This is a genomic window from Chloroflexota bacterium, from assembly GCA_018648225.1.
Taxonomy (GTDB): domain Bacteria; phylum Chloroflexota; class Anaerolineae; order Anaerolineales; family UBA11858; genus NIOZ-UU35.
Window position 1 is genome coordinate 1 of sequence record JABGRQ010000119.1, and the last position, 25,421, is coordinate 25,421.

Below are 25,421 nucleotides of genomic sequence, written 5' to 3' on the forward strand. Positions count from 1 at the left end.
TGTAGGGCTATTCATGTTGTCAAAGTACTTGTCTCTCCGACAGACTGCTAGCCACGAAAATAATTGCAGGTTTTTGTTGCGCTTGAATAAACGTTTTGCACCAGATGCTATGAATGACACAATTGCTTCTACCTCCAAACTAATTTTAATAGGAAAAATGACGTTGCGATTCTTTTGCCATGTGCCTGATTATAGTACTAATTTGGATTTTGTCCTGAAAGCTCTACAATATTCCGCAGGGTTGAGTAGGCCAATTGAATATCGTCTCGGAGCGCAAAAGCGCTTAACACTTCTTCAATAAACGCTTGTTCCACAATCCGGCGCTGGCGTGTCTGGCACAGATAGCGAATCGTCAGGCAAACGCCGTTGTCTTTCAGCGAAGTGTATACCGTGGGGGTCAAATACGTGTAGTAGTAATAATACTTATGGCGTTGTTGCTTTTTCATTTCTGCGGCGACTTCATCTTCTGGCGCGCTAAGTTGTGCGGCCAACTCGCCCAGCAGGGTTTTGGCAGCCTGCCAGTCACTTTCGAAAGTCAGAGTAATTGGAATCTCGTCCCAAATGAAATTAAACTCTTCGGTGTAGTTGGCAATCGGTTCCAGAAACACCTGGCTGTTGGGAATGTGTAAAATCCGCCCGGTACTTTGGTCGGCATCGACCCAATTACCAATTTCCATCATCACAAATTTAAACACATTGATGTCAATCACATCGCCTGCGTGCGTACCAATCTGGATGCGGTCGCCCATCGAGAAGGGCCGCCGCCAGAGAATATAGCCCCAGCCAACCAGATTGCTCAAAGGGTCTTTGAGGGCAATTGCTAACCCGGCAGAAAGCAAGCCCAAATAGGTGATAATTTGATCGGTGCGTGTCAGCCATAATGAGGCAATCAAAAGTACAGCAATGAACGAAGCCAGATAAGCGCTGCTCCGCCGCCAGTTATAGCGCGCTTTGAGTTCCTCGCTTCGGCGGTAGGCGATCCGTAAGACCATTTGCCTTAGCAACCAAATCGCGATCAGTACAATCAGCGATTCGAAGATTTGCCAACCCATCTCGGGCGAAATATACACTCTGTTTTGGAGCCACTCAAGCCATCGGGTCATAGCTGCCTCTATACATGAATTTCAATTACGAGATTACCAAAATGGTCTATGCGCGCCTGATCTTGTTCGTTCAGCAAGATCGTCGTGTCGCTCCGAACGATGATGGCTGGCCCTTCGATTTGATTGCCGCAGGCCAGGGATTCTCCGCGGTAGAGTGGCGTGTTGAGCGCGCCTGATGGAAAAACAACCGGGCGTGTGTCGATGATGGCCGCGGCGCAAGCGGGACTCCTTTCGGGTTGTTCGGCGAGTTTTGGGGAGGGTACCGACCCCACAGCCTGGAGGCGCAAATTAACGATCTCGATTTCTGCGCCATGCCGCGCATAGCCGTAATAATGTTGGTGGGCTTCATGAAATCGGCCAATGAAATCTTGCTCGAAGGGAATGCTTAGCTCGTAGGACTGACCGCGATAGCGCATATCCAGCGCCGGGTGCAGATGAATATCTGTTAAACTGAATCCCTCGCGGGTTAAGTCCCGCCGCCCCTGTTCGAGCAGAGAATTCATACCGGCAGCGATCGCTTCGTAGGAGCTATCTCCTGGCAGCATTACTGTTTGGGTGTAATCTTTTATCGTATCCGCGGCCAACATGCCAAAAGCAGAGAAAGTAGCCGCGTAGGGCGAGATCAACACGCGGGGGATTTTCAACCGTCGCGCCAGATCGGCAGCGTGCAGCCCGCCCGCGCCGCCAAACGAGAGCAGGGGAAAATCGCGCGGATCGTGGCCGCGCTCGATGGAAATGACCCGCAGGGCGCGCTCCATGTGGGCGTTGGCAATTTCGATGATGCCCAGCGCGGTTTCGATGGGTTTAAGGCCGAGTTGATTCCCAATATGCGCGATGGCTTCTTCGGCAAGTTTTGGGTAGACTGCCATCTCGCCGCCCAGAAAATAATCGGCGGGAATACGGCCGAGGAACAGGTTGGCATCGGTGACGGTTGCTGGCGGGTAGCTGATCGCTGCTTTACCATAACACGCCGGGCCAGGGTCTGCCCCTGCACTCTCTGGGCCGACGCGCAGCGCGCCGCCCGCGTCCACGCTGGCAATCGAGCCGCCGCCCGCGCCAATGGTGTGGATGTCGAGCAGCGGGATGCCAATCGGGTGTCCGCCGACGTTGGCATCGGTGGTGATTTGGGGTTTGCCGTCGATCAGGGCTACATCGGTGGATGTGCCGCCCATATCGAAGGTTAATAGTTGCAGTCTCGTGGATTGGTCGAATCGCTGATTTACGATTTCCCCCACAAACTCCGCTCCCACCACGCCTCCCGCCGGGCCAGAGAGTACGCAACGCACCCCGGCTTTGCGGGCCTCACTCACGCTGATACTACCCCCGTTGGATTGCATCACCTGAAGACGCGCCCGTTGACTCGTTGAAGCGCCGAATTGTTTAACTTCCTCTTCCAACCGCTTCAGATACCGATCCAGCACCGGCGTGACATAGGCATTCACCACCGTGGTGCTTGTGCGCTCATATTCGCGGTATTCGGGCAAGATTTCATGCGAGGCCGAGACGAAGAATCCGGCCCCGCGCAGTTTTTTGGCGATGCGTTGCTCGTGTTCGGGATTTGCAAATGAGAAAAGCAGGCAGACGGCAATGGATTCAACCGCAGATCGCCATCCGCCATCCGCTATCCGTAATTTTTTTAGCTTTTCTACAATTTCGTCAATCTGTGCCTCATCCAACGCTGTCAACACGCGCCCAAAACGATCCACGCGTTCGTCCACTTCCAGGCGTAATTCTGCCGGGATGAGTGGTTCCATCGGTTGGCTGGCAAAATTATATAATTCAGGCCGATTCTGCCGTCCGATTTGGAGCACATCCTTGAAGCCGCGCGTGGTAATCAACGCTGCGGATGAGCCTTTGCGTTCCAGCAAGGCATTTGTGGCTACCGTTGAACCGTGGATGATCGTTATCCATGGGACGTTGCCATGAGCCAGTCCGGACGGATTGTTGTCCACTGGCAACTGTTTACTGATTCGCTCAAACCCCTCCAGCACCGCGTGCGCCGGGTCATGTGTTGTGGAGGGCAGCTTGAAGGTCGTAATTTCTCCATTGTGCGGATTGAAGATGACAAAGTCGGTAAACGTCCCACCGATGTCAATCCCTACACGCAGGGCGGCAGGGGGGTGGTCTGTGGTTTGCGTTTGCATGGTGCAAGTATAGATGAGCAGTGAGGAACTGACAAGTAGGGTGCGTGGGTTTTGTACTATAATTGCGCCTTCGTAACTTTTATTTTCGCGGATGCTGTGGGTCCGTTTCTATGCTTTGCCTGGAGAATCAATTGCCAAAAATATTTTCTGGTTTATCACAAACGACCCGCGCCTATCTGGCGTTGGGTTTTGGTTTGCTTAGCCTGGGTTTTTCGGCCATATTTGTGCGCGGCGCCAATGCTCCTGGTACAGTAACTGCTTTCTATCGAATGACGATTGGTTCTCTCGTGATGGTGATTCCATTTGCGAATCAATTCCGTAGTGGCGCATCTATCCGCCCCGCCCGCCACAGTATTTGGCTGGCGATTTTGGGTGGTGTTTTCTTTGGTAGTGATCTGGTTCTGTGGACGAGCGGTATTGTGATGAGTGGCGCCACGATCCCTACACTGATGGCGAATATTGCCCCCCTGTGGGTTGGGCTGGGCGCTTTTTTATTTTTTCGAGAACGTCAAGGGGTGCGTTTTTGGATGGGGCTGCTGGTCGCGATCATTGGCGCGGCGATTATTTTGGGGCAAGATTTCTCGAAGGCGAGTAATATTGGCATGGGGAGTTTACTGGGGTTGGGATCGGGTGTTTTTTATGGGGCTTATTATCTGACCACACAGCGCGCCCGCGCAGGTATGCGAACGCTGTCCTATTTCTGGATCTCGACGGCGAGTTCAATGATTTTATTGTTATTCGTCAATCTCATTCTGGGGCGCACACTAACCGGTTACGATTCGTTGACCTATGCCATGTTTTTGGGTATTGGTTTGCTGGTGCAGGTGGGGGGTTGGCTGGCGATTAATTATGCGCAGGGTTTTTTGCCCGCGTCGATCATTTCGTCCACGTTGCTTGGACAACCTGTGCTAACCGCTGTGATTGCCTGGCCATTATTCGGTGAAAACCTGAATTCTTGGCAAATTTTCGGTGGTGCAGCTGTGATTACGGGTGTATATTTGGTGCATCGTAGCCGCAGTAATGGTCGCAGGGTTTTTGCATCCGCTGGCATCGAGAAGAATTATGACAACTGAAAAACAAATCACCTGGCAAGGCTTGTTGAATCTGTTCGTGGTTTATATCGTATGGGGCAGCACGTATCTGGCAATTCGTGTAGCTGTGCGAGAAGGTTCGGGTTTTCCGCCGTTTGCTATGGGGTTGATGCGTGTTTTCATCGCCGGGATCATCTTGTTGGGGTGGGCGCGTCTGGCAAAATCTCGCCTGCGGCTAACACGGCAAGAGTTCATCACCCTGTTTGCCTCTGGTTTGTTGTTATGGGCGGGCGGAAATGGCATGGTCAACTGGTCTGAGCAGCGCGCCGATTCAGGCCTGGCAGCACTGATCATTGCCGCTACACCCATTTGGGTCGCCATAGTTGAAGCATTTCTAGATCGACGTTTACCCACCTGGCGGCTGGTCGGTTCTTTGATGATCGGTTTCTCCGGAATTGCGGTACTCAGTTGGCCGGTGCTTTCACAGGGTGTTCAGGCCGATCTCTTTGCCATTTTGGGTTTGCTCCTTGCCGGGTTTAGTTGGGGCATGGGAACCATTTTACAAAGTCGCCGTCCGGTTGGAGTGAAACCCTCCATCAGTTCTGGCTATCAGCAGCTTTTTGGTAGCCTGGGTTTCGTTCTGCTGTTTCTCGTTAGTGGAGAGTCGCTGCCTAATCCAAATCCTCAAGCCTGGTGGGCGGTGAGCTATTTGATAGTGGTAGGGTCACTCTTTGCATTTACGGCCTATGTGCGCGCCGTTCAATTATTGCCTACATCTATCGTCATGACCTATCCGTATGTCAACCCCGTTATTGCGGTTTTCTTGGGTTGGCTGATCTTGGGCGAAACGATTACGCCTTGGACGATTGCAGGCGCAGCGCTGGTGCTTTTGGGCGTAGCAGGTGTATTCAACGAACGTAGGACTTGAGTACCCTATAGCATCGATCTATGGGTTATAATTTTAATGCGAATAGATATTCGTCATTCCGACTGTAGTAGGGAGGCATCCCCGTGGCGAGACGTGAAGATTTTCCAGCATTGGCATAAATTTTCGCTTTGCGGTGAAATTTCTAGTGCCGCAGATCTCACACAGAAGCTTTGGAGTACTTATGCGAGCTGTAGAAATCATAGAAAAAAAACGTGATAAGCACGAACTCACGCAGGCCGAAATTGAATATTTTGTGCAGAACTACGCCACGGGCAATATCCCCGACTATCAGGCCGCGGCCTGGGCAATGGCTGTCTTGCTCAATGGAATGACCCCACAAGAAACCACCGATCTAACGCTAGCAATTGTCGCTTCGGGCGAAACCATCAATCTTTCACAAGTTGTGCCTGTAGCCGTCGACAAACATTCTACGGGTGGGGTGGGCGATAAAACCACCCTTGTCGTAGAGCCGCTGGTTTCTGCGTGTGGCCTGCCGGTTGGCAAAATGTCGGGGCGCGGGCTTGGTTTTAGCGGTGGCACCCTCGATAAAATCGAATCGATTCCCGGATTCCGCGTAAATCTGACCACCGAAGAATTCTTGCATCAACTGGATACAGTTGGCCTGGTTCTGGCCGGGCAAACCGCAGACCTTGCCCCCGCCGATGGCAAACTCTATGCCTTGCGCGATGTCACCGGAACCGTTCAGTCGATTCCGTTAATCGCATCCTCCGTAATGAGCAAGAAAATCGCCGGGGGGGCGCACGCCATTGTTCTGGATGTCAAAGTGGGGCTGGGAGCCTTCATGCAGACTCAGGCAGACGCGCATACGCTGGCGCAGTTGATGGTGGATATTGCCCATCTGGCCGGACGCAAAGCCGTGGCGCTGATCTCGGATATGAACCAGCCCCTCGGGTGCGCGGTGGGAAATGCGCTGGAAGTCAAGGAAGCGATCGAAACCCTGCAGGGTGGTGGCCCAGCGGATTTTAAAACGCATTGTATGGAAGTGGCTGCGCACATGCTTACTTTGGGGGGGATTGCTGCCAACAAAGCGGATGCTGCAAAATTAGCGGGGGAGGCTTTAGCCGATGGCCGCGCCTGGAAGCGTTTCCGCCAACTCGTGATCGCGCAACATGGCGACATAGCGTATGTCGATAACCCCGAATTACTCCCCAAAGCCAAATTCATCGAGATAGTTCCCGCGCCGCGCAGCGGATATGTAGCTGGAATTCATGCCCGTGTGGTGGGCGAAACCGCAGTAATCCTGGGAGCTGGCCGGGCGAAAAAGGGTGATCCCGTCGATCATGCTGTTGGGATCGAAATTCACTGCAATGTTGGCGATTATCTTGAAATTGGCAGCCCGCTCTTCACGCTGCATGCTGATGACGAGGGTATTCTGGCAGAAGCGCGCCAAAGCTTGCTAGACGCGCACACCTGGAGCGATGTTCCCGTAGAACCGCTACCGCTATTTTATGGTGTGATTGAATAGCAATCGATATTTAACACGAAAAACTCGGTTTTACCTGATGATTTGCGACAGGTGAAACCGAGTTTTATGATTCCAAACTGGCAAATAAATCATCGAGCTAATAGAAACCTGTCATTCCGACCACAGGGAGGAATCTCTGAGACGATGTGAATATTTACCCGGCATTGGTACAATTTCGAGCTAAATCTCAGGGATTTCTCGTCGCTGGCTCAAAATGATATTCAGAAAGCGGCAATATATTTCTGTATTGAAATACCCCCGTCTCTTTTTAGAGCAATTTCTCCGGCTGCTTGCGATACGCGTCAAGCGGCATTTCGCCGCGGGTTAGCGCAATTAGGGTATCGTTGAGCAATTGATTGACCGGGGTGGGGATGCCTTGCTGCGCTCCGGCACGCGCGACGGCTCCGTTGAGATACTCGACTTCGCTCTTGCCGCTGCCGCTGTGCAGATCAATATGAAAAGATGGCATCTTGCCGCCGCGCCCGCCGCCAACGGCTTTGGCGAGCAAGGGGCGAGAAATTATCATGGGTAGCCAGCGCACGGCAAATGCCAGCGCCCGCACGGGTGTGCCGGGTAAATCTACCACTCGGATGCCCTGAGCGCGCATCACCCGCAAGGCCTCGCGCAATTGCGCCATCTCGATGGCAAAAATGCCTGGATGAGCGAAGATTTCCGCAGGTGTCATATCCAGAATGGCGGCGCTGGCGTTGGCGATCAAATTGGTGAGCATCTTTGACCATTTCATATCCGCGGCGCGTTCGAAAAGCTGGGCATTCAGCCCGGCATCCGTCATTGCCTGAGCAAGTTCGCCTGCCAGCGGATGTTCATTGGCGATGCCCAGGCCGCGCAATTTTTCCAGGGTAATATCGCCAGCGGCATTGCGCCCGATAGCCGTGGTTACCGTTCCGGCGATGACTTTTTCGCGGCCAAGTTTTTCGGCCAGAGCCAACTCGTTATCAACTCCGTTGGAAAGGCAGAGGATAGGGGGGAGTGTTCCATGATGCGTAGAGAGCGAGTCGATGAACGCGGGCGTATGGTAGGACTTGAGGGCGAAGATGGCGATATCGTACTTCCCCGAGGCCAGCGCCTCATCGAGTGAGCCGATCACCACCGGGGCCGCGAGGTGATGCTCCCCGTCTCCGAGTTTGAGTCTCAGGCCGCGGGCGCGTAAATCTTCGGCCACTTCAGGGCGCTCCACAAAAGTAACCCGATGTCCAGCCAGAGCCAGACTCCCGCCGATATACGTCCCAATCGCGCCTGCGCCGAGGGTAAGAATCGATAAATCTTTCATGGTTGATATTCCTCTTCATCCCAATGCGGGCGCTGGTTGATACCGTGGACAACCCACAGGTGGGAATTGGGATTGAAGGTGAACGTAGCAAATGCGGTATTCGGAAAGCGGAAGCGCGGGGTGATATAGTTGGGTTGGGGCATGATGCCAAGGATGGCGCGCACGACCATGTTCAGGATGGCGCCGTGTGAAATTACGAGATAGCGTGCCGGAGGTCGATGAAGCAAGCTCTGAAAAGCTTTACCGCCGCGCAAATATAGCTCCCATTGGCTTTCGCCTGTTCCCCCGATGGGATCATACAAGGGGATGAAATCGGGTTGGGGATATTTTTCCTGAGCCTCGGTATGGTGCAGGCCGCCGAGCAAGCCGTTGTCGCGCTCCATCCAGATTTCGTCGAGTTCGATGCTCAGACCGAGGGCGGCGGTGATGATTTCGGCGGTTTCGCGGGCGCGGCTTTGCGGGCTGGCGATTACTGTGTCGAAAGCAGGGTTGTGTGCTTGCCAATATGCAGCCAAAGCCTGCGCCTGGGCGCGGCCTTTTTCGGTGAGAGGGAAGTCAACCTGCCCCTGGTGGTAGCCGTCGGCGTTCCCTACAGACTCGCCGTGGCGTAGAAAGGTAAAATCATATTGTCGGGTTGAGTTGGTCATTAAGTTCCCCAATCGCGTGCCCCACGCAAGAAAGTTTCAGCGGGCATGGCGCGTTTTCCTGCGGGCTGTACGATATCGAGTACCAGGCTGCCAGCCGCGGTGCCGATAGCAGGTTGGTTTTTATGAGTGAATAACACCCCGCACCCGGGTGAGGTTGCGCTGATGGCATGAGCGTGATGAATCTTGATGCGCTGATGATTCCAGATGAGAAATGTTCCCGGCCAGGGATTGAATGCGCGCACTCGGCGGGCCAGTGCATCGGCGGGTTGGTTGAAATCGAGTTGCCCATCCTGACTTTTTAGCATGGGCGCATAGGTGGCGAGGCTCTTGTCCTGTGCCTGGAGTGGAAGTTGGCCGTCGAGATAATTGGGCAGCGTATCGATGAGCAGCGCTGCGCCGAGATCGGCCATGCGGCTGAACAGACTCCCGGCAGTGTCATTCGCCTCGATGGGGATGGCGCGCTGGCGGATGATTGGGCCAGTATCGAGACCAGAGTCCATTGTCATGATCGTGATACCGGTTTGTGCATCGCCGTGCAGGATGGCGGCATTGATCGGGGCCGCGCCGCGCCACCTGGGCAATAACGATGCGTGGATATTCAGGCAGCCATAGCGCGGCAATTCAAGCAGTTCCGGGCGTAGAATTTGGCCGAATGCGGCCACCACAATCAGGTCTGGATTCCAGGCGCGTAGTTGATCCATTGCCTCGGGCTGATTCAGCCGCTGGGGTTGAGTGACGGGAATATCTAACGACAGCGCCAGTTCTTTCACGGGCGGCGCTTTGAGTGTGCGCCCGCGGCCCGCGGGGCGATCGGGTTGGGTGACAACACCCACTATGGCGTATGCTTGCTGGAGCGCTCTCAGCGGGGGTAGGGCGAAATCGGGCGAACCCATGAAAACGACGCGAATATCCATGGTCTGGATTTTAGCATATCTGTTCAAAAAGAAAGAGTGCCGGGTTGCCCGACACGCTTTCTTTTTGGCTAATTTTGTATCAGGGGTTTTGCAACACCAAATTTCCAGCTCCCATCTCGACGGTGATCGTCAGCAACGGCCCCTCGCCAGGCATGGAATATTCATTGCCCTGAGCCTCCCATGCATCGCCGCGGGTGCTGGTATTTGAAAGACCGCCCTCGGTGCGCAAAGAAACTTGCGTGCCTTCTGGCACCGAAATGGTGATAGTACTCAATCCAGCTTTGATGAAAACAGTACAATCCTGCTGGAGTTCGCCGGAAAAATCGAGGTCATAACTTCCCGCGCCGCCCTGGAAAATCATTGTTTCAAAGTTGGCATTTGCCAAGTTGCTCAATGCAAGATTCGATGCACCGGTCTCGTAACGCAAGGTGGTCATCACGCTCTGATTGGGTTCCGCGAAATTCAAATGTGCTTCGGCCGCGCCATCCGTGATGTGCAGGTTTTGTAAGTTGAGCCCGCCGAATTCATAGCTGCCTACATAGGCCCCGGCCTGGATGGCAAGATCAATCGGATCATCGCTAAGTTGAAAATCCCATTCGTTTTTGACCCGCTCTTGAAAATTAGGGATGCCATTGATCTCCAGGCTTCCGTTGGAGATTTCAACGCGATTGCCCCGCGTGCTGATGTTTGGCCTCAGGTCGGGGACGTTGAAGGTGGCCGTGCCTTCGATGAGGTTATTTTTTGCCCCCGGGGCCAGTGACAGTTCTCCGGCGCCAAATGTCAGAGTTATTTCGCTGGTCTCTTTAGTAGTACTGGGCCGCGGCACGCGGATTTCTTTGATGGTTGTGGGCCCGGTTTTAATATCCGTGGTGATCGGGAGATTGAAGTTGACACCGCAGGCGAGCGTTGCCAGGGTGAGCGCAGTGAGAACTGCCAGAAGTGATTTTTTTTGCATGGAATAACCTCCAGGTTGATTTGTTTTCAATTGAAGTGATATACGCTGGAGGGGTATCCGGGTCGCGGTAGTTGTTACGGAAGCCGTTCTAACCCCAGGTCGGGGCCGATTGGCCGCATAGCCTCGATGACGTTGGCGACATGCTCCCAGAGTTCAATGCCGAATTCTTCGGCTCCCTGAGCAACTTCGTTGCGGTTGACCCCCGCGGCAAAGGCTTTATCCTTCCATTTTTTCTTGACGGATTTGACGGTCAGATCGTCCAATGAGCGTGAAGGCCGCACCAACGCCGCGGCGGTGATCAGGCCGGTGATTTCGTCGCAGGCGAAAAGGGCTTTTTCCATTGTGGTGGTACGCGGCACACCGGTATGTTCGGCGTGGCTGAGAATGGCTTGTAAAATATTATCAGAGACGCCGCGCGCTCTCAGCAGCGCAATCCCGACCTGGGGGTGCTTGTCGAGTGTGGGGTGGATTTCCCAGTCGTAATCGTGCAGCAGACCGGTCACGGCCCACAGTTCTTCATCTTCGCCAAATTTGCGGGCGTAGAAGCGCATGGCAGCCTCGACGGCCAGCATGTGGCGCACCAGATTTTCATTTTTAACGAATTCACGTACAATCGCAAGGGCTTCTTCTCGTTGCATGAATTTATTCTCCCTTATGACCTCCGAGATTTTTTAGATGCTTACAGTGTTATGTAGTTTGCTTTGGCACATTGTTTTTGCACTATGAAACAAGCTAAATCTCGGAGGTTTGGCTAATTGCTAATTATCGGATTTGTGCTGTTCTCGGTGAAAATTGGCTCCGGGTTGCCGAGTACCGGCAAAGGGCGCAGGATATGCACATCCCACAGGGCAACCAGTGTGGCGATGGTTTCACGGGTATGCCAGTAAGCCAATGAGCGGCGGCGATAGGTGCGCAGATCAGCGGGGGTGCCGGTAGCGTCTACGCCCAGCATATTGCACAGGTACAGGGCGCGCGGTAAATGAAAACTCTGCGTCACCAGAATGGCTGAATCGATTTCAAAGATAGCGCTGGCACGGTAACAGGTATCATAGGTGCGCCGACCCGCATAATCGAGCACAATATCTTCATCGGGGATGCCTAATTCTAGAGCGTAGTCGCGCATGGCAGCGGGTTCGTTATACTCCACTACGCGGTTATCGCCACTCATGAGCAATTTTTCGACTTTGCCATTGAAGTATAGTTCCGCCGCGGTTTCTACACGGTCGCGCAGCACCGGGGTTGGGGAACCATCTCGCCACAGACCAGCTCCAAAAACGATGGCTACTCTTTGGGGTTGGATTTGCCCCACCGACGCGGTCCGCCGCAGCGCATATAGCGCGGTAATCGCCCGAGGGACGATCAGCGCGGTTATTCCGGCTGCGATGGCGATAAAGATAGTAATCAACATGATTTTGAAGATTTTCGTGAACACGGGGAGATTTTACCTTTGCATGGTTAAAACGTATAGGGGCGGGTCTCAGACCCGCCCCTGTTGTGAAAGCTTACTTTTTTTTAGAAAACTGCAAATTTACACGAAGCGAGCCCGAATTTCTGCGCTGACATAGTCGAGAATGGCAACGGTGATGGCAATGAACCACACGGCCATGCCCGCGGAACGGTAGTCGAGGATGCGGATATATTGCACCAGCAAGAAGCCGATACCGCCGCCGCCGACCAGACCGATGATGGTGGACATGCGCACATTGATGTCCCAGCGATAGATGGTGAAGGAAACGAAGGGCGGCACGATTTGCGGAACGACCGCGTAGACCACCGTTTGCAGCCATGTGGCTCCGGTGGCTTGAATGGCCTCGATAGGGCCGGGATCGATCGATTCGATGGCTTCGGAATAAAGCTTGCCCAACGCTGCGATGGAGTGGAAGACTAATGCCAGAATACCGGCAAAGGGGCCAAGCCCGACCACGATCACAGCGATGATCGCCCAGATGATCGGCTCGATGGAGCGGATAATATTGAGTACGCCGCGCACCAGATAGTACACCACCAGCGTGATCGGCGATGCCGACATCAGGTTGCGGGCGGCGAAGAAACTCACTGGCACAGCCAGTATCACACCAAAGAAAGTTGCCATCATACCGATGAAGATGGTCTCGATCATTTTTTCGACAACGAGTTTGAAGTCGTCGCTCAGGTGGGCTGCACCCATATCGGCTGTTTGCTCGCCGAAGACCACCCAAACGTAGAAGGGATCAGTAGCGCTGGGGGGCAGCAGGCGGTAGGGCATAATGATATCGACTTCAAAATAGCCCTCAGAATCGGGTATTACGACAACATACTCGCCTCCTTGCCGTTGGCGGAAAATATTCCCGATGGGATCTTTCCATTTTATCGCGGTATCTTCTCCCGGCGCAAAGTTGTGGCCTTCCAGATGTAGAATAGTGCCGGCCTCGCCCTCTTGTGTGCTCAGCGTGCCGCAGGTCGGAGTAGCAATCAAAACAGGTTCGCTTCCGGCAATTTCATTCGGCGCTAATTCATCGCCGGTGCAGGGGACTCGAATATCGGCAGAAGCGGCTAGTATGCTTTGTTCATAGGCGATAGCTTTTTCCCACGGCCAAGCCACGCGTCCCAGTGGAGGTCCGGCTTCATCGGCCTGGGTGACTAATGTCACCAGATCAATTTGTCCGATCTGCCAACCGAGGGCAAAGAATACCACGATTAGCACAAAGAAAACCCCAATTGGTGTGCGTGTGGGGTCTTTAGCAATTGCGTAGGCATCTACGGCGATCCAGATATAAAGCAGAGCAACTAAGATCGTCACAGCGATCAAGAATGGATCGAGATGCCAACCTTTTTTGATAATATTGACCCAGCCCTCATCGCGTGGCGCAGTCAGTTTGAAGCGCCACAACAGCAGGCCGACTATACTGGTGATTGTGAACAAAAGCAATAGGCCGCGTCGCGCGGCGCGGGCAAGGGCTTGTCCCAGGCCTGGCAAAATCAAAGAGAGCAGGGCTGCAACCGGGGGCTTTACCAGACTGGGCTGGCGAATATCATCTTTATGAGCCAATTTTTTGGTGTTGTTGCTCATGCTGCGCCCTCCGCGTTGTCGTTCAAATTGCCTTCGAGACCCGCGCTAACGCGGACGGCCTCTTCTCCGTAAATTTCTTTAAATTCATTATCCGTCATGGCGCGAATATCTGCGCGGCTGCCATGATAGACGATCTCGCCATCGCGCAAGCCGATGACGCGTGTGGAGTATTGCTGCACCAAATCGAGATAGTGCAAGCTGCACAGAACGGTCATATTATCTTCCTGGTTGAGCATTTCCAGATATTGCAAAATGGAATGTGCCAATACCGGGTCGAGGCTGGCAACGGGTTCATCCGCCAGAATCATCAATGGTTCCTGCATCAGCGCGCGCGCCACGCCAACGCGTTGCTGCTGCCCGCCGCTTAGCTCACGGGCCAGTTTGTGGGCCTGATCTTCAATCCCCAAGCGCTTCAACGCGGTCCAGGCTTTTGCTTTGTCTTTTTCTGAAAAACGACCGAGCAGGCTGTTTCGCTGCGGGGTATAACCCAATCGTCCAGCGAGCACATTGGTCAGCACGGTGGAGCGCCTGACCAAATTAAAGTGCTGGAAGATCATGCCGATTTGGCGGCGGTTTTTGCGCAGTTCTTCACCCTGAAGTTGGGCCATATCAACGCCATTCCAAATAATCTCGCCTTCGGTGGGGTCAATCAGCCGATTGATACAGCGCAGCAATGTCGATTTGCCGGATCCGCTCAGGCCGATGACGACCAAAAATTCGCCATCGTCTACGGTGAAACTTACATTTTTGAGCGCAACCGTACCGTCGTCGTACACTTTGGTTAAATTTCGAATTTCAAGCATAAGCTACTCCTTGCTAACTTGGCATTGTCACATTACAACAAGGGTGGTCGGAAATATCCGCGCTGTAACATTGTCAAACTAATGCGAACGGGATAATTTTATCATGCCGTGACTGTCTGCGACGCTGTCATTTATCACTTGTGAATATGCAAAAACTGTCAGCCGCTTCCCGAAAATATTGGCGAATTCGCGCCCGGGCATCTCTCTTGCGTCATACCCTCCGCGGGGTTACAATCTGCCTGCTATGCTTAACAACCTCGAAACCCGCTATCAAAACGCGCTCGATTATCTTTATAGCTACGTTGATTTCAGCCTGACGCATCAGCAAAATCTTTCGCCAGAGAATTTTGATCTTACGCGCATGTACGCCCTGATGGAAGCGTTAAGTCAGCCACAGCAAACCTACCCCAGCCTGCATGTGGCAGGCAGCAAAGGTAAAGGTTCGGTGAGCGCTTTTTGCGCCGCCGCTTTACAAGCGCAAGGGTATCGGGTTGGCCTGTACACCTCGCCACATTTGCGGGATTTCGAAGAACGCATTCAGGTGAATGGAAAATCGATCACTCGCGCCGATCTGGTGGAAATTATCGACGAAATTAAGCCCTATGTCGATGCGATCCCGCGCCTGACCACGTTTGAAATTTCCACTGCCCTGGCTTTCTGGCATTTTTCCCGCCAAAAAATAGATGTTGCGGTGATCGAAGTGGGACTCGGTGGCAGACTGGATGCGACCAATATCGTCATACCGGAAGTCGCGGTGATTACGGCTTTGTACCTGGAACATACCTATGTGCTGGGGAATACCATCGAGGAGATTGCTGCCGAAAAAGGCGGGATCATCAAACCAGGCGTGCCGGTGATCCTGGCTCCCCAGCAGGATTCTGCCCTCGAGGTGATTAAGCGCATTACCGCCGAGAAAGACGCGGCTTTGGTATATATCCCCAAAGCGTATCCTAACCGCCCGGAGACGCACTCCCTGGAGGGGCAAAGTTTTATCATCTCGCCACCGGATCAGCCTCCGGTTAAGTTGGCGATTCCCCTGCTCGGGCCGCACCAGATCGAAAATGCGGTCGTCGCCTATGCTGCGCTCGATTCCCTGCGAGGGCAGAGTCTTCCAATTGACGACGCAGCCATCCAGCAGGGTTTTGCTAATGTGTATTGGCCGGGGCGCTTTGAAGTGCTGCGCCAGGAGCCGCCAGTGATCGTCGATTCGGCGCATACGCCTGGGGCAATGGTTCGATTGCAAGAAACGCTGGATTTGTTATTTCCGCAGCGCCCGGTTTATTTAATGGTTGGGGTTTCGGAAGATAAAGACATCCCTGGTATGCTGGCGGCGCTCAAGCCGCAGACCGAACGAATTTATTGTGCGCAGGCGCCGCATCCACGGGCGATGGTGCCCGAAGCTTTGGCAGAAGCGGCGCGCTTTTTAGGAAAACCGGTTTTTGCTTGTGCCAGCCCGGCCGCTGCGCTTGAAATGGCGCTGCGCGAAGCGCCCCCTGAAGCGATTATTTTGGTGACCGGCAGTATTTTCATCGCCGCCAGCGCGCGCATCGCCTGGTTTGAGCGAGTGCATACGGAGTAAATATGCAGCAAGATGATTGGGATTTGTACGACAGCGACGAATACGCTGAGACGCTGCATCGCCGCATAGAGGAACTATATAGCATCAATGATCTGTTGCCGGATGCGGCTGGGATGATTGAATCGCCAGTGATGGCGCTGCGCGGTCTGGTGGTGTATCCGCAGATGGTATCGCCGCTGTTTATTGGCCGTGAGAAAACGCTTTGGGCGGTTGAAGAAGCCCAGGAGCAGAATCAGACTTTGATTGCGTTGGTGCAGCACAATTTGGAAGCGGAACATCCAACCCCGGATGATTTTTTCCACATCGGGGTGGAAGTCGCGGTGGGTAAATTAATCAATATGCCGGATGGCGCCAGTTCGGCTTTGGTGCAGGCTCGTCGCCGCGTAGAGATTGTGGAGTTTACCCAATTAGAACCGTATATCCGCGCCCGTGTGCGCCCGCTTTTCGAAGATGTGCGCATAGATCGGCGTTCGCAAGCTTCGATGCGCTCCGTACTCGATCTCTTCCATCGCTGCGTGCAGCTTAATCGCAGCATTCCCGAAGAAGCCTATTTATTTGCTCTGAATATCGATGAACCCGGTTGGTTGGCCGATATGATCGCGACCGCGATTTCGCCGGATATCGAAATGCGAATTAAATTACTGGCGATGCTCAATCCACAGGAGCGCCTGAACTATGTGGGTGAGTTGCTGGCTCAGGAATTGGATGTACTCGAACTGGAAAGCGAAATATCGACGCGCACGCGCAGTGAAGTGGACCGGACGCAGCGCGAATTTTATCTGCGCGAGCAGATGAAGGTGATCCAGACTGAATTGGGGGAGGGGGATCCGCATATTGCCGATGTGGCGGAACTCAAGGAGCGTGTAAAAACGATTGCACTTTCCGAACAGGCGCGTGAGCGCGCGCTGAAAGAAATCAGCCGCCTCGACCATGTGCCGCCCATCTCGCCCGAAGTGGGCATCATTCGCAGTTATCTGGACTGGATTTTGGATTTACCTTGGGATCAATCCACCGAGGATAATCTGGATGTCATCAACGCGGCCAAAGTGCTGGATGAAAATCACTATGGATTGCCAAAGGCCAAAGACCGCATTCTGGAGTATATTGCCGTCAAAAGCTTGCGCCCCAAGAAGTCGCGCCAGCCGATATTGTGTTTTGTCGGGCCGCCCGGTACGGGAAAAACTTCGTTAGGGCGTTCGATTGCCACCGCGCTGGGACGCGAGTTTGTGCGTATTTCCCTCGGCGGGGTGCGCGATGAAGCCGAAATCCGCGGCCACCGCCGCACCTATATTGGCGCGCTGCCGGGACGAATCTTGCAAACCATGAAGCGGGCTAAAGTCACCAATCCGCTCTTTATGTTGGACGAAATTGATAAACTTGGCAGCAGCTATCGCGGCGATCCGGCCTCTGCGATGCTCGAAGTGTTGGATCCGGAACAAAATCATGCTTTCTCCGATCATTATCTGGAACTCGATTACGACCTTTCCAATGTGATGTTCATTACAACAGCCAACACCGATATGACCATACCCGATCCGCTGTTGGATCGCATGGAAGTGATCGAATTCCCTGGCTATATTGAAGAAGACAAGCTCGAAATTGCAAACCAATTTCTGATCCCGCGTCAACTTGAAGATAGCAGCCTGGAAGCGGCAGAAATCGAATTCACCGAAGCCGCGCTGCGCGAAATTATCCGCTATTACACCTATGAAGCTGGCGTTCGAAATCTGGAGCGCGAAATTGGGCGCGTGTGCCGCAAGTTGGCGCGCAAAAAGGCCGAAGGTGCCGAATTTTCCAAGATAGTGGACGAGGCCGAAATTTACACCTTCCTCGGCCCGCGGCAGATTTTCTATCATCAGGCTGAGCGCGAAGATGAAATTGGCGTTGCCACCGCGGTCGCCTGGACAGCCAACGGCGGCGAAATTATGCCCGTAGAAGTAGTGCTGATCGAGGGGAAAAGCGGCCTGAAGCTGACCGGTCAGCTTGGCGAGGTGATGCAAGAATCAGCCCAGGCGGCGATGTCTTATTTGCAGTCGCGCGCCGAAGATTTTGAAATTGATCCAGAACGTTTTCAAGAATTGGATATTCATCTGCACATCCCGGCAGGCGCGATCCCCAAAGATGGCCCCAGCGCGGGTATTACGATTGCCACCGCATTGATTTCAGCTTTTACCGAAATACCGGTGCGCTGCGATTTGGGTATGACCGGCGAGATTACATTGCGCGGGCGTGTGCTGCCCATCGGCGGCGTGCGCGAGAAAATTCTGGCCGCACACCGTTCTGGGCTAAAGATGGTGATACTGCCCGCTGAAAATGAAAAAGACCTGATCGACGTGCCTCAAAAAGCGCGCGATGATCTTGATATTCGTCTGGTAAAGCACTTGGATGAGGTGCTGGAGTTGGCGCTGCGACCAGAGCCAAACCCAGAACCGCAAGAAAAATCGAAAAAGCCCAAAGCGCTAGCACCGGAAGAAGAAGCGGCCTAGCGCACCAGACCTCCGAAGCCTCGCTGACTTCGGAGGTCTGTTTTATAATGGGGGCATGAACTCCTCTGATAGTAAACTCCATTCTCTGTTGGCGCAAGACATAAGCGCCACCTTTCACAGATTCCCCGAGCATGTGCCCGTTTCCGAGCTGGCGACTGTATTGACCGGGATGGCAAATTCTGAGGGGGGCAGCGTGCTTTTAGGCGTTCATCCGCAAAGTGGAACTCCGCAAGGGTTGCGCGATATTCAGGGTTTGCTTGACCGAATTTTCCAGGCGGCGCTATTGGTCTCGCCGTCGTTGGTGCTGCCCATGCCGCAGATCGAATCTGTGGGGGATGCAACCATTATGCGAATTACGGTTCCTCCGGGATTGCCACATGCCTACCATTACGAAGGACGTTATCTCACTCGCCGGGGGACGCGCACCGATCCGCTGACTCCGCAACGTTTGCGTGCCCTGATGATGGAGCGGGGTGCCATCCAGTTTGAGGCTCAAACCCCTGAGAATGCCACGCTGGACGATCTGGATTTTGAGTTGGTTGCCGCCTATCGAGAAACATTGGGTTTGCCCCCGGAGGACGCTCTGGAAGGGCTGCTTTCCCGACGCGGTTGCCTATATTCTTTGGATGGGCAGTTACGACCGGCCTATGCTGCATTGCTACTTTTTGGCCGACATCCTCAACAGTGGGTTCCCAGCGCAACCATTCTGGCGGCTCGTTTTTCCGGTGTGGCGATTTCAGATCAATTTGTAAAGCAAGAGATACGCGGCACACTGCCGCAGCAATTGAATCGGGCAGAGAATTTTGTGCGCGATCAAGTGCGCAGCGTGGCGCGTTTGGTGGGGATGCAGCGTACTGAAACCCCGGAATACCCCCTGGAAGCCGTGCGAGAGTTGCTGGTCAATGCCGTGGCGCATCGCGACTACAATCAGCAGGGCGATAGCATTCATCTGCATATTTTTGCCGATCGGTTGGAAGTTCACTCCCCCGGCGGTTTGCCCGGCCCGGTAAATATGGCGAATCTACTGGAAGCGCGGTTCTCGCGCAATGCCGTTATCGCCCAGGTGCTTTCGGATTTGGGGTATGTGGAGCGTTTGGGGTATGGCCTGAATCGCGTGGTTGCCGTAATGCGCCAAAATCACTTGCCGGAACCGCAGTTTGAAGAGATCGGTGGTACCTTTCGGGTGCGGCTAGCCTCGGCTACGGATGGTGCTATGGATGAATCGTCGATATCCGATTTGGCGCGCTACACGGAAATTGAACTCAATCTACGACAGGAACAGGCCATTGGCTATCTGGTTTCGCACAAACGCCTCACGAGTAGCGCCTATCAGAAACTCTGCCCGGATGTCTCGCCAGAAACCCTGCGCCGCGATCTGGTCGATTTAGTAGATAAGGGGATATTGCTAAAGATGGGGACAAAGCGGGGGACGTATTATATTTTGAAATGAGTTTCGGGTTACAGGTTAATGATTGTCTAAAAATGACTTCCCGAAAAATTGGTTCAATCTGTGCAAATTGTTGCTCATTCCCCAAGTCATTTTCAGATTGAACCAATTTAGCTAACAGATTTTTACCATCAACCCTTACACAGCGCATACATCCGCGGCACATCGCGTGCGATAACGCTGGAATCGCTATTGGCTGCGAAAAAGGGGTGTCCATCGCCGCCATATTCATAGGCTAACAAATGGGGTTTCTCCCAACCTTCATTTTGAATGCCTGCCATTACCCATTCCAGCCAGGGCCAATCCTCATCGAGTGCGGGCAGGTGATCCATTAAATGTCCGCCGCCGAGGTCGTGCAGGCCAGTGAAATGTAACTCGCGGAGTTGTTCCAGAGGGAGCGCGCGCATATAATCTTTGGCATCCAAACCAAGGGTGTCGGCGCTGATGCGGGCATGCGAGATGTCGAGCAACAGACCGCAACCATGATTCTCGATGACCTCGCTGATTACCTCGGGCAGGATACAGGTTCGAATGACATGCTCCTCACCGAAGTGGTAGGGTACATTTTCCACGATCACGCGCTCCGGGCCAAATCGCGATACAACTGCACCCACATCGGCGTGTAAATTCGCCATTATTTGCTCATCATCTGCCAATGAGGGGTAATCACAGTTGAAGGGCAAACCATCGCGCTTGTCGGCAGCCAGATGCAGGTTGACGTAGTGCGTTGACGTGGTTTCCAGAAAAGTTTCGATTTCGCCCCAATCTGTTTTGTGCAGTTGACCTGTTCCGGCGCGCAAGTTGAAATGCACGGCAACCGGGCGATACGCTTCGGCTTTAGCGATCATCTCCGGCCAGGGTGGAGTTTTGAAAAAATCAATCTCAATTGAGCCAGCAGCGACCAGCGCCACAGCCTGTGGGGAGTAGTTGATGGCGAAATCCATTTACAAGGCCGATTTTGCCATGCCGCCGTCGAACATGATAGCCTGACCATGAATAAAGGATGCCGCCGGGGAAGCCAGCCAGGCCACGGTGCGCCCGAATTCTTCGGTTGTACCCATGCGCCCCAGAGGGACTTGTTTGACAAGTTCGGCAGTGATTTCTTCTACTGCTCTACCGCTGCGAGTGGCGCGGTCATTCATCAATTGTTCTACGCGTTCGGTCCAGGTGTAAGTGGGATTAATTGTGTTGACGCGGATTCCCTTTGGGCCAAGTTCGTTCGCCAGCGATTTGAATAGGCCAATTACGGCCATGCGCAGCGAATTGGAGAGAATCAGATTATCGATGGGCTGCTTAACTGAAACCGATTGCGCAGCGATGATACTGCCCTCGCCGCGCGCAATCATATGCGGCACAACCGCGTAGCACAGGCGCACGGCGCTCATCAAGGTCAGGTTGCAGGCAGCTTCCCAATCTTCAGGTTTGAGCGAAAGAAAATTGCCCGGTGGCGGGCCGCCCGCATTGACAAAGAGAATATCAATTTGTCCAAACTGCTCGAGGGTGGCGTTCACCAATTCGTCAATATGGCTTTGCTGGGCAATATCACCGCGCAGGGTGATGACTTGTGCGTTAGTTTCGGCGCGAATTTCTGCCGCGGCGCTTTCGATGGCTTCGCTGCGGGCGCTCATCGCGATATGCGCGCCTTCGCGGGCCAGCGCCAACGCGGTGGCTTTGCCAAGACCTTTTGATGCGGCGGTGACGACGGCGACTTTGCCGTTAAGTTCAAGATCCATAATACCTCCTTGTATTATTTGTATATTAGAGTTGTTCCCAAATAATTACCATTTTGGCATCCCCCGCTTTCGGCGGAGAAAAGTCAAAAAAAGGGTGTGCATGGGGTGCGCAGCACCCCATGCACACCCTTTTTTTTGAAATCTTGATTGCGAATGCGCTAGCCTGAGCAATCAAGATTATTCAGAAACAGGTCTTATGTATCCGCGCAAATCCGTCAAATTTGCGTCATCCGCGTTCTATATTTTAGGGGCATGCATTATTGACGTGTTCATCAAATGTCTCAGCGAATAGATGTCTCCCAGAGCCGTCACAGGTGGCGCGGAAATAATAGTACGGTGTCTGCGCGGGGAAAGCCGCCGCCCGCAACGCATTGATGCCGGGGTTGGCAATCGGGCCTGGGGGCAGGCCGGGGTAACGATAGGTGTTATACGGGGAATCGAATTGCAAGTCAGCGAGTGAAATGGGGTTGGTCCACCAGGTATTTTGAGTCGGATTGAACCCTACGGCGTATTGCACGGTGGGATCCGCATCCAGATTCATGCCAATCGCCAGTCGATTGAGGAATACTGATGCGATCAGCGGCATTTCATCGACTACCACGGCTTCGCGTTCGATGATCGATGCCAGGGTGACAGCCTGTATTACCGCGAGACCTTGTTGGGCGTAGCCGTCGCGCATTTCGGCGGTGACGGTTTGCTCGAAGGCTTGAGTGAGCACATGCAGTAGATCGTCAACGCTTGTGTCGCGGGGGAGTTGGTACGTGCCGGGGAAGAGCATCCCTTCGAGGGCGGCGGCCTGCGCTGTGCTAATAAAGGCCTCGGGGTCAGTAACCAACCCCGAGGTCGGCAATGCCGCGCTAATCTCTTCCAGTCGCCATCCGGCCAGAATTACTAAAGTCGCATCGCCTGGATTTGGATCTCTCAAAGCGTAGGCAATTTCCACCGCGGTATTGGCTGGGCTAAGCGTATAACCACCTGCCTGGATTTGGGTATCCAATCCACTATACATCAAAAAAACGCTAAAGGCTGACGCGTTGCGGATGATACCCTGGCTTTGCAAGCGCTCTGCGATACTGAGCGGCGATTCGCCCAGCGCAATATGAAAGTTCTGCGGTTCGGCCTGGGGGTTGGCTGGCAGGTTCAGATCTTCGTTGTATTGCAGCAAGCGCAGCGAGAGTGAAATACGGCTGAGCGGGCCAAGTTGCGGAGCCGGTGTGCCATAGGCTGTGATGATCTGGTGCGAGAGATTTATTTGGGCAAAAATGAATATAGCCAAGCCCAGGGCGGCGGCGACCAATACCGGGACGAAGATGAGCGCGCAGGAGCGAGATCGGTTCATTTAGTCTTTGGGGGTGTGAGCAGTGAGATAAGACTGCAATATGATCGCAGCGGCGAGATCGTCAAGGTGGCCGCTGCGTTTTTGGCGGCTGACGCCCATTATGCGCCGCGTTTGTTGCGCGGCCTGTGTGCTGTGGCTTTCGTCCCAAAAAACCAGCGGAATCTGGGTTTGGGCGCGGATCGCCCCAGCGAGACGCGCGGCGCGGCGCCCCTCGATGGTGGGCTGGCCGTCTTCGTCAATGCTTTGCCCCATTACGATCAGCCCAATATAATGCTCTTGGGCAAGCCGGACGATGGCGGCGGCATCGTTGGCGCGGGCGGTATGCCGAAGAATAGTCAATGGTGAAGCAATCGTGCCACTGGGATCGCTGATGGCAATGCCGATATTTTTTTCGCCGGGATCAATCGCCAGAATACGCATATCGTCAGCGGTCACTACTCACGGTAATACGGAAAGGCAAAACAGGTATGCGCGGCCACCAACCGGGGTTGATTTGGATCGATGAATCGGCGGCCAGAGTGAGTTCATTGTTGAGGTTGGCCTGTGCTGCCTCAGGTGGCAGGCCAATGGTCAGGTTAACGACTTGGTCGGGGTCAAGTTGCGCCTGTACCTGCCATTCGGCGCGCATATCCCATTGGGCGCTTTGGTTATTTTCACTGACAGGCGTGCTCAAATTGCGGATGCGCAAGGTGGCCGGATCGGGAGCAAATTGTGCGGGCAGATTGGTTTCCAGCGCCGCGCGCGCCAATTCGAGCAGATCGGCATTGGCGACATAAAGTACCTCAAATTCGAGTTCCAGCACCAATTGAAGTTGGTCAGTTGGAGATGGTTCTGCCGGAGTATATTTTGTTTCGAGCGTGGTTTTTAGCACCGGCTCCATGCTAATAATGATGTCGTCCTCACCCAATTGGGCGGCCATTTCTTCCAGTGCGTTGACCGCCAGGGTTTTATAAAGGGTTTCATGCAGTTCAATATAGTCGCCTTCGGCGGGCGCTGGCGCGTTGCGCTGGGTTCCGCCGAAGGTGGCCTGGGGATTGGTTACGGTCAGGTTTAGCCCTAACTGACCTTCGATAGCGAGGATACTCCCGGCAGGCACATTGCTGTCTGTGCCGGGGTTCGTGGCTGTTATTGGCACTCGCACGCCTTCTTCGCCGGGCGGGACGCTGGTTGCCGCGCTGGTTTCAAAACGGATCGGTGGGTCATCGAGCGTGCTGACGGACAGGCCTGCACTCACGGGGATGGTTTGTTCGGTCAGGTTGATGAAAAGCACTTCTCCGCTGGCAAGTTTGTCAGGGATGGGGATATTCCCGCTGGTGGGCAGGCTGCCACGTCCCTCGACGATAATGGACTGCCAACGGGCGGGCACCACGCCGGAGAGATCCACGCGCTCGGCCTCGGGGTTGGCTGCCACCGAGATCGTCAATTTTTCCGTCTGGGTTTGTGGTGTGAGCGAGATGGTCGCGCTGGGCGTCAGCAGGGCTGCAATTGCCAGTACGCTTAGCACCCCCAGGGTAAAAGCCAGTAAACGGATGACTGGATGCTGCAACCAGCGCGATGTAGCCGGATGAGCCAGATCACGCAATCGAGTAAAGTTGAGCGGAATACGCCGTCTACGCCAAATATCGGGTGATTGGCGACGGACTGTCAGGGGTAATTCGCGCGCTCGACGGTCGGGTCGCCAGTGGCTTTTCTCGGCTTGGCGAATGCTGCTGTACAGCGGAATACCCAGGTTTTGAGCGTATAAGCGAATATCGGGATCGCGCACCACCAGAGCTAATTGTGAACCCAGTTCGGCGCTGTGACGTTTGAGCAGCATCAAATCCAGCGGGCGGCTGAGCACGCGCCCGCGGGCAGGCCAGATCAACAAGATGCGCGCCGTCTGGCCCCAACCCATTTTGTCCTTGGCGGAGTAAATATCGTCATAGGGATCAAGCTGGATGATTTGCGTTTTCATACTCAGGTGGGTTTATGCCTCAGCGCTTTGCTTGTGATATAAACTCCCCCGACCAATGTGGTAATACCAAGCAGGATCAGAAAGCCCTTATTAACCAGCAAGTAGGTGAGCGCGCCTCCTATCAGAATAAGAATAATCCCCAAAGGCAAGCCCAGGCGGTTTTTTGGTTTTTGGACCTTCGAGAGTTGGTTGCTTTGAATATTAACGAGAAAATCGTGCGCTTTTTTCCAATTCCAGCCAGTGCGCAGGCAAATATCGTAGAGAATATCATCACTATCTCTGAGCTTTGCAATGCTGTCTGTCACAAACGTGGTGAGGGCTTGCTCATCAATATTAATTTCAGCCTTGAAGGGTGCGACGGCAAATTCGGCAATGATGCTATCCACAAAGCGCGCTAGCATCGCTTCGGGGGCCTTCATTGCCTGGTGTAATTCCGCGACAATTTGATCCCGCGAGTGATTATTTCGGATCCGTTCGAGTACAAAATCGGTGGCCTGTTGTTTTTCCATGTTGGGTTTATTGTAGTGTAGGG

The 25,421-nt window shown here is 53.8% G+C and carries 22 protein-coding genes; 6 read left to right on the plus strand and 16 right to left on the minus strand.

Annotated features, from left to right (window positions below; genetic code table 11):
• Positions 1–197 precede the first annotated feature (197 nt).
• Both HN413_11675 and HN413_11680 read right to left on the minus strand, forming a co-directional pair.
• Entirely contained in the window at positions 198–1,103 is a 906-nt protein-coding gene (locus HN413_11675) for a mechanosensitive ion channel (GenBank protein ID MBT3391055.1), read from the minus strand.
• An 8-nt stretch (positions 1,104–1,111) separates the two neighbouring features.
• Positions 1,112–3,247, minus strand: coding sequence for a hydantoinase/oxoprolinase family protein (locus HN413_11680; GenBank protein ID MBT3391056.1), 2,136 nt, complete (start codon positions 3,245–3,247; stop codon positions 1,112–1,114).
• Positions 3,248–3,378: 131 nt separating this feature from the next.
• Between HN413_11680 and HN413_11685 the strand changes: the two genes are divergently transcribed.
• The 3 genes from HN413_11685 (at position 3,379) to HN413_11695 (ending at position 6,692) form a co-directional block, all read left to right on the plus strand.
• Positions 3,379–4,320, plus strand: a complete 942-nt coding sequence (locus HN413_11685; GenBank protein MBT3391057.1) for a DMT family transporter — start codon at positions 3,379–3,381, stop codon at positions 4,318–4,320.
• A complete protein-coding gene (locus tag HN413_11690; GenBank protein MBT3391058.1) occupies positions 4,310–5,206 on the plus strand; it encodes an EamA family transporter in 897 nt (298 codons plus the stop codon). The genes HN413_11685 and HN413_11690 overlap by 11 nt, the downstream gene beginning before the upstream one ends.
• Before the next feature lie 181 nt (positions 5,207–5,387).
• Positions 5,388–6,692, plus strand: coding sequence for a thymidine phosphorylase (locus HN413_11695; GenBank protein ID MBT3391059.1), 1,305 nt, complete (start codon positions 5,388–5,390; stop codon positions 6,690–6,692).
• 268 nt (positions 6,693–6,960) lie between these two features.
• Here the strand turns inward: HN413_11695 and HN413_11700 are convergent, their stop codons facing one another.
• The 8 genes from HN413_11700 to phnC form a co-directional block, all read right to left on the minus strand.
• Positions 6,961–7,983: a 2-dehydropantoate 2-reductase gene (locus HN413_11700; GenBank protein ID MBT3391060.1), complete on the minus strand. Its 1,023-nt coding sequence runs from the start codon at positions 7,981–7,983 to the stop codon at positions 6,961–6,963.
• The gene (locus HN413_11705; protein MBT3391061.1) at positions 7,980–8,630 is read right to left on the minus strand and encodes a histidine phosphatase family protein; all 651 of its coding nucleotides are present in this window, start codon (positions 8,628–8,630) and stop codon (positions 7,980–7,982) included. Before HN413_11705 ends, HN413_11700 begins: the two co-directional genes overlap by 4 nt.
• Positions 8,630–9,544: a methionyl-tRNA formyltransferase gene (locus tag HN413_11710; protein ID MBT3391062.1), complete on the minus strand. Its 915-nt coding sequence runs from the start codon at positions 9,542–9,544 to the stop codon at positions 8,630–8,632. The genes HN413_11705 and HN413_11710 overlap by 1 nt, the downstream gene beginning before the upstream one ends.
• 79 nt (positions 9,545–9,623) lie before the next feature.
• On the minus strand, positions 9,624–10,499 hold the full coding sequence (locus HN413_11715; GenBank protein ID MBT3391063.1) for a hypothetical protein: 876 nt from the start codon (positions 10,497–10,499) through the stop codon (positions 9,624–9,626).
• A 74-nt stretch (positions 10,500–10,573) separates the two neighbouring features.
• Positions 10,574–11,137: an HDIG domain-containing protein gene (locus HN413_11720; protein ID MBT3391064.1), complete on the minus strand. Its 564-nt coding sequence runs from the start codon at positions 11,135–11,137 to the stop codon at positions 10,574–10,576.
• A gap of 113 nt (positions 11,138–11,250) precedes the next feature.
• Complete coding sequence (locus HN413_11725) at positions 11,251–11,907, minus strand: DUF218 domain-containing protein (protein MBT3391065.1); 657 nt, start codon at positions 11,905–11,907, stop codon at positions 11,251–11,253.
• Positions 11,908–12,027: 120 nt separating this feature from the next.
• Positions 12,028–13,548: a phosphonate ABC transporter, permease protein PhnE gene (phnE, locus tag HN413_11730; GenBank protein ID MBT3391066.1), complete on the minus strand. Its 1,521-nt coding sequence runs from the start codon at positions 13,546–13,548 to the stop codon at positions 12,028–12,030.
• Positions 13,545–14,351 (minus strand): phosphonate ABC transporter ATP-binding protein, encoded by an 807-nt coding sequence (gene phnC / locus HN413_11735; GenBank protein ID MBT3391067.1) that lies wholly within the window; start codon positions 14,349–14,351, stop codon positions 13,545–13,547. Before phnC ends, phnE begins: the two co-directional genes overlap by 4 nt.
• 244 nt (positions 14,352–14,595) lie before the next feature.
• Here phnC and HN413_11740 point away from each other — a divergent pair, with 244 nt between their 5' ends.
• The 3 genes from HN413_11740 to HN413_11750 are packed head-to-tail and all read left to right on the plus strand — an operon-like array spanning position 14,596 to position 19,866.
• Positions 14,596–15,930 carry a bifunctional folylpolyglutamate synthase/dihydrofolate synthase gene (locus HN413_11740; GenBank protein ID MBT3391068.1) on the plus strand — a complete coding sequence of 445 codons (1,335 nt, stop codon included), beginning with the start codon at positions 14,596–14,598 and terminating at the stop codon, positions 15,928–15,930.
• Positions 15,931–15,932: 2 nt separating this feature from the next.
• Complete coding sequence (lon, locus tag HN413_11745; GenBank protein MBT3391069.1) at positions 15,933–18,416, plus strand: endopeptidase La; 2,484 nt, start codon at positions 15,933–15,935, stop codon at positions 18,414–18,416.
• 55 nt (positions 18,417–18,471) lie between these two features.
• Positions 18,472–19,866: a transcriptional regulator gene (locus tag HN413_11750; protein MBT3391070.1), complete on the plus strand. Its 1,395-nt coding sequence runs from the start codon at positions 18,472–18,474 to the stop codon at positions 19,864–19,866.
• Between the two features lie 128 nt (positions 19,867–19,994).
• Here the strand turns inward: HN413_11750 and HN413_11755 are convergent, their stop codons facing one another.
• From HN413_11755 to HN413_11780, 6 genes are all read right to left on the minus strand, one after another.
• Positions 19,995–20,807, minus strand: a complete 813-nt coding sequence (locus HN413_11755) for a DUF692 family protein (protein ID MBT3391071.1) — start codon at positions 20,805–20,807, stop codon at positions 19,995–19,997.
• On the minus strand, positions 20,808–21,596 hold the full coding sequence (locus HN413_11760) for an SDR family oxidoreductase (protein ID MBT3391072.1): 789 nt from the start codon (positions 21,594–21,596) through the stop codon (positions 20,808–20,810). It abuts the gene before it with no gap.
• A gap of 244 nt (positions 21,597–21,840) precedes the next feature.
• Complete coding sequence (mltG, locus tag HN413_11765) at positions 21,841–22,935, minus strand: endolytic transglycosylase MltG (GenBank protein ID MBT3391073.1); 1,095 nt, start codon at positions 22,933–22,935, stop codon at positions 21,841–21,843.
• Complete coding sequence (ruvX, locus tag HN413_11770) at positions 22,936–23,370, minus strand: Holliday junction resolvase RuvX (protein MBT3391074.1); 435 nt, start codon at positions 23,368–23,370, stop codon at positions 22,936–22,938.
• Positions 23,360–24,889 (minus strand): hypothetical protein, encoded by a 1,530-nt coding sequence (locus HN413_11775; protein ID MBT3391075.1) that lies wholly within the window; start codon positions 24,887–24,889, stop codon positions 23,360–23,362. Before HN413_11775 ends, ruvX begins: the two co-directional genes overlap by 11 nt.
• 2 nt (positions 24,890–24,891) lie before the next feature.
• The gene (locus HN413_11780) at positions 24,892–25,398 is read right to left on the minus strand and encodes a hypothetical protein (protein MBT3391076.1); all 507 of its coding nucleotides are present in this window, start codon (positions 25,396–25,398) and stop codon (positions 24,892–24,894) included.
• Positions 25,399–25,421 lie beyond the last annotated feature (23 nt).

Bases quoted from the DNA above. Each gene is read 5' to 3' on its own strand.
- HN413_11675 (MBT3391055.1), bottom strand. From the start codon at position 1,103: ATGACCCGATGGCTTGAGTGGCTCCAAAACAGAGTGTATATTTCGCCC.
- HN413_11680 (MBT3391056.1), bottom strand. From the start codon at position 3,247: ATGCAAACGCAAACCACAGACCACCCCCCTGCCGCCCTGCGTGTAGGG.
- HN413_11690 (MBT3391058.1), top strand. From the start codon at position 4,310: ATGACAACTGAAAAACAAATCACCTGGCAAGGCTTGTTGAATCTGTTC.
- HN413_11695 (MBT3391059.1), top strand. From the start codon at position 5,388: ATGCGAGCTGTAGAAATCATAGAAAAAAAACGTGATAAGCACGAACTC.
- HN413_11700 (MBT3391060.1), bottom strand. From the start codon at position 7,983: ATGAAAGATTTATCGATTCTTACCCTCGGCGCAGGCGCGATTGGGACG.
- HN413_11705 (MBT3391061.1), bottom strand. From the start codon at position 8,630: ATGACCAACTCAACCCGACAATATGATTTTACCTTTCTACGCCACGGC.
- HN413_11710 (MBT3391062.1), bottom strand. From the start codon at position 9,544: ATGGATATTCGCGTCGTTTTCATGGGTTCGCCCGATTTCGCCCTACCC.
- HN413_11715 (MBT3391063.1), bottom strand. From the start codon at position 10,499: ATGCAAAAAAAATCACTTCTGGCAGTTCTCACTGCGCTCACCCTGGCA.
- HN413_11720 (MBT3391064.1), bottom strand. From the start codon at position 11,137: ATGCAACGAGAAGAAGCCCTTGCGATTGTACGTGAATTCGTTAAAAAT.
- HN413_11725 (MBT3391065.1), bottom strand. From the start codon at position 11,907: ATGTTGATTACTATCTTTATCGCCATCGCAGCCGGAATAACCGCGCTG.
- phnE (MBT3391066.1), bottom strand. From the start codon at position 13,548: ATGAGCAACAACACCAAAAAATTGGCTCATAAAGATGATATTCGCCAG.
- phnC (MBT3391067.1), bottom strand. From the start codon at position 14,351: ATGCTTGAAATTCGAAATTTAACCAAAGTGTACGACGACGGTACGGTT.
- HN413_11740 (MBT3391068.1), top strand. From the start codon at position 14,596: ATGCTTAACAACCTCGAAACCCGCTATCAAAACGCGCTCGATTATCTT.
- lon (MBT3391069.1), top strand. From the start codon at position 15,933: ATGCAGCAAGATGATTGGGATTTGTACGACAGCGACGAATACGCTGAG.
- HN413_11750 (MBT3391070.1), top strand. From the start codon at position 18,472: ATGAACTCCTCTGATAGTAAACTCCATTCTCTGTTGGCGCAAGACATA.
- HN413_11755 (MBT3391071.1), bottom strand. From the start codon at position 20,807: ATGGATTTCGCCATCAACTACTCCCCACAGGCTGTGGCGCTGGTCGCT.
- HN413_11760 (MBT3391072.1), bottom strand. From the start codon at position 21,596: ATGGATCTTGAACTTAACGGCAAAGTCGCCGTCGTCACCGCCGCATCA.
- mltG (MBT3391073.1), bottom strand. From the start codon at position 22,935: ATGAACCGATCTCGCTCCTGCGCGCTCATCTTCGTCCCGGTATTGGTC.
- HN413_11775 (MBT3391075.1), bottom strand. From the start codon at position 24,889: ATGAAAACGCAAATCATCCAGCTTGATCCCTATGACGATATTTACTCC.
- HN413_11780 (MBT3391076.1), bottom strand. From the start codon at position 25,398: ATGGAAAAACAACAGGCCACCGATTTTGTACTCGAACGGATCCGAAAT.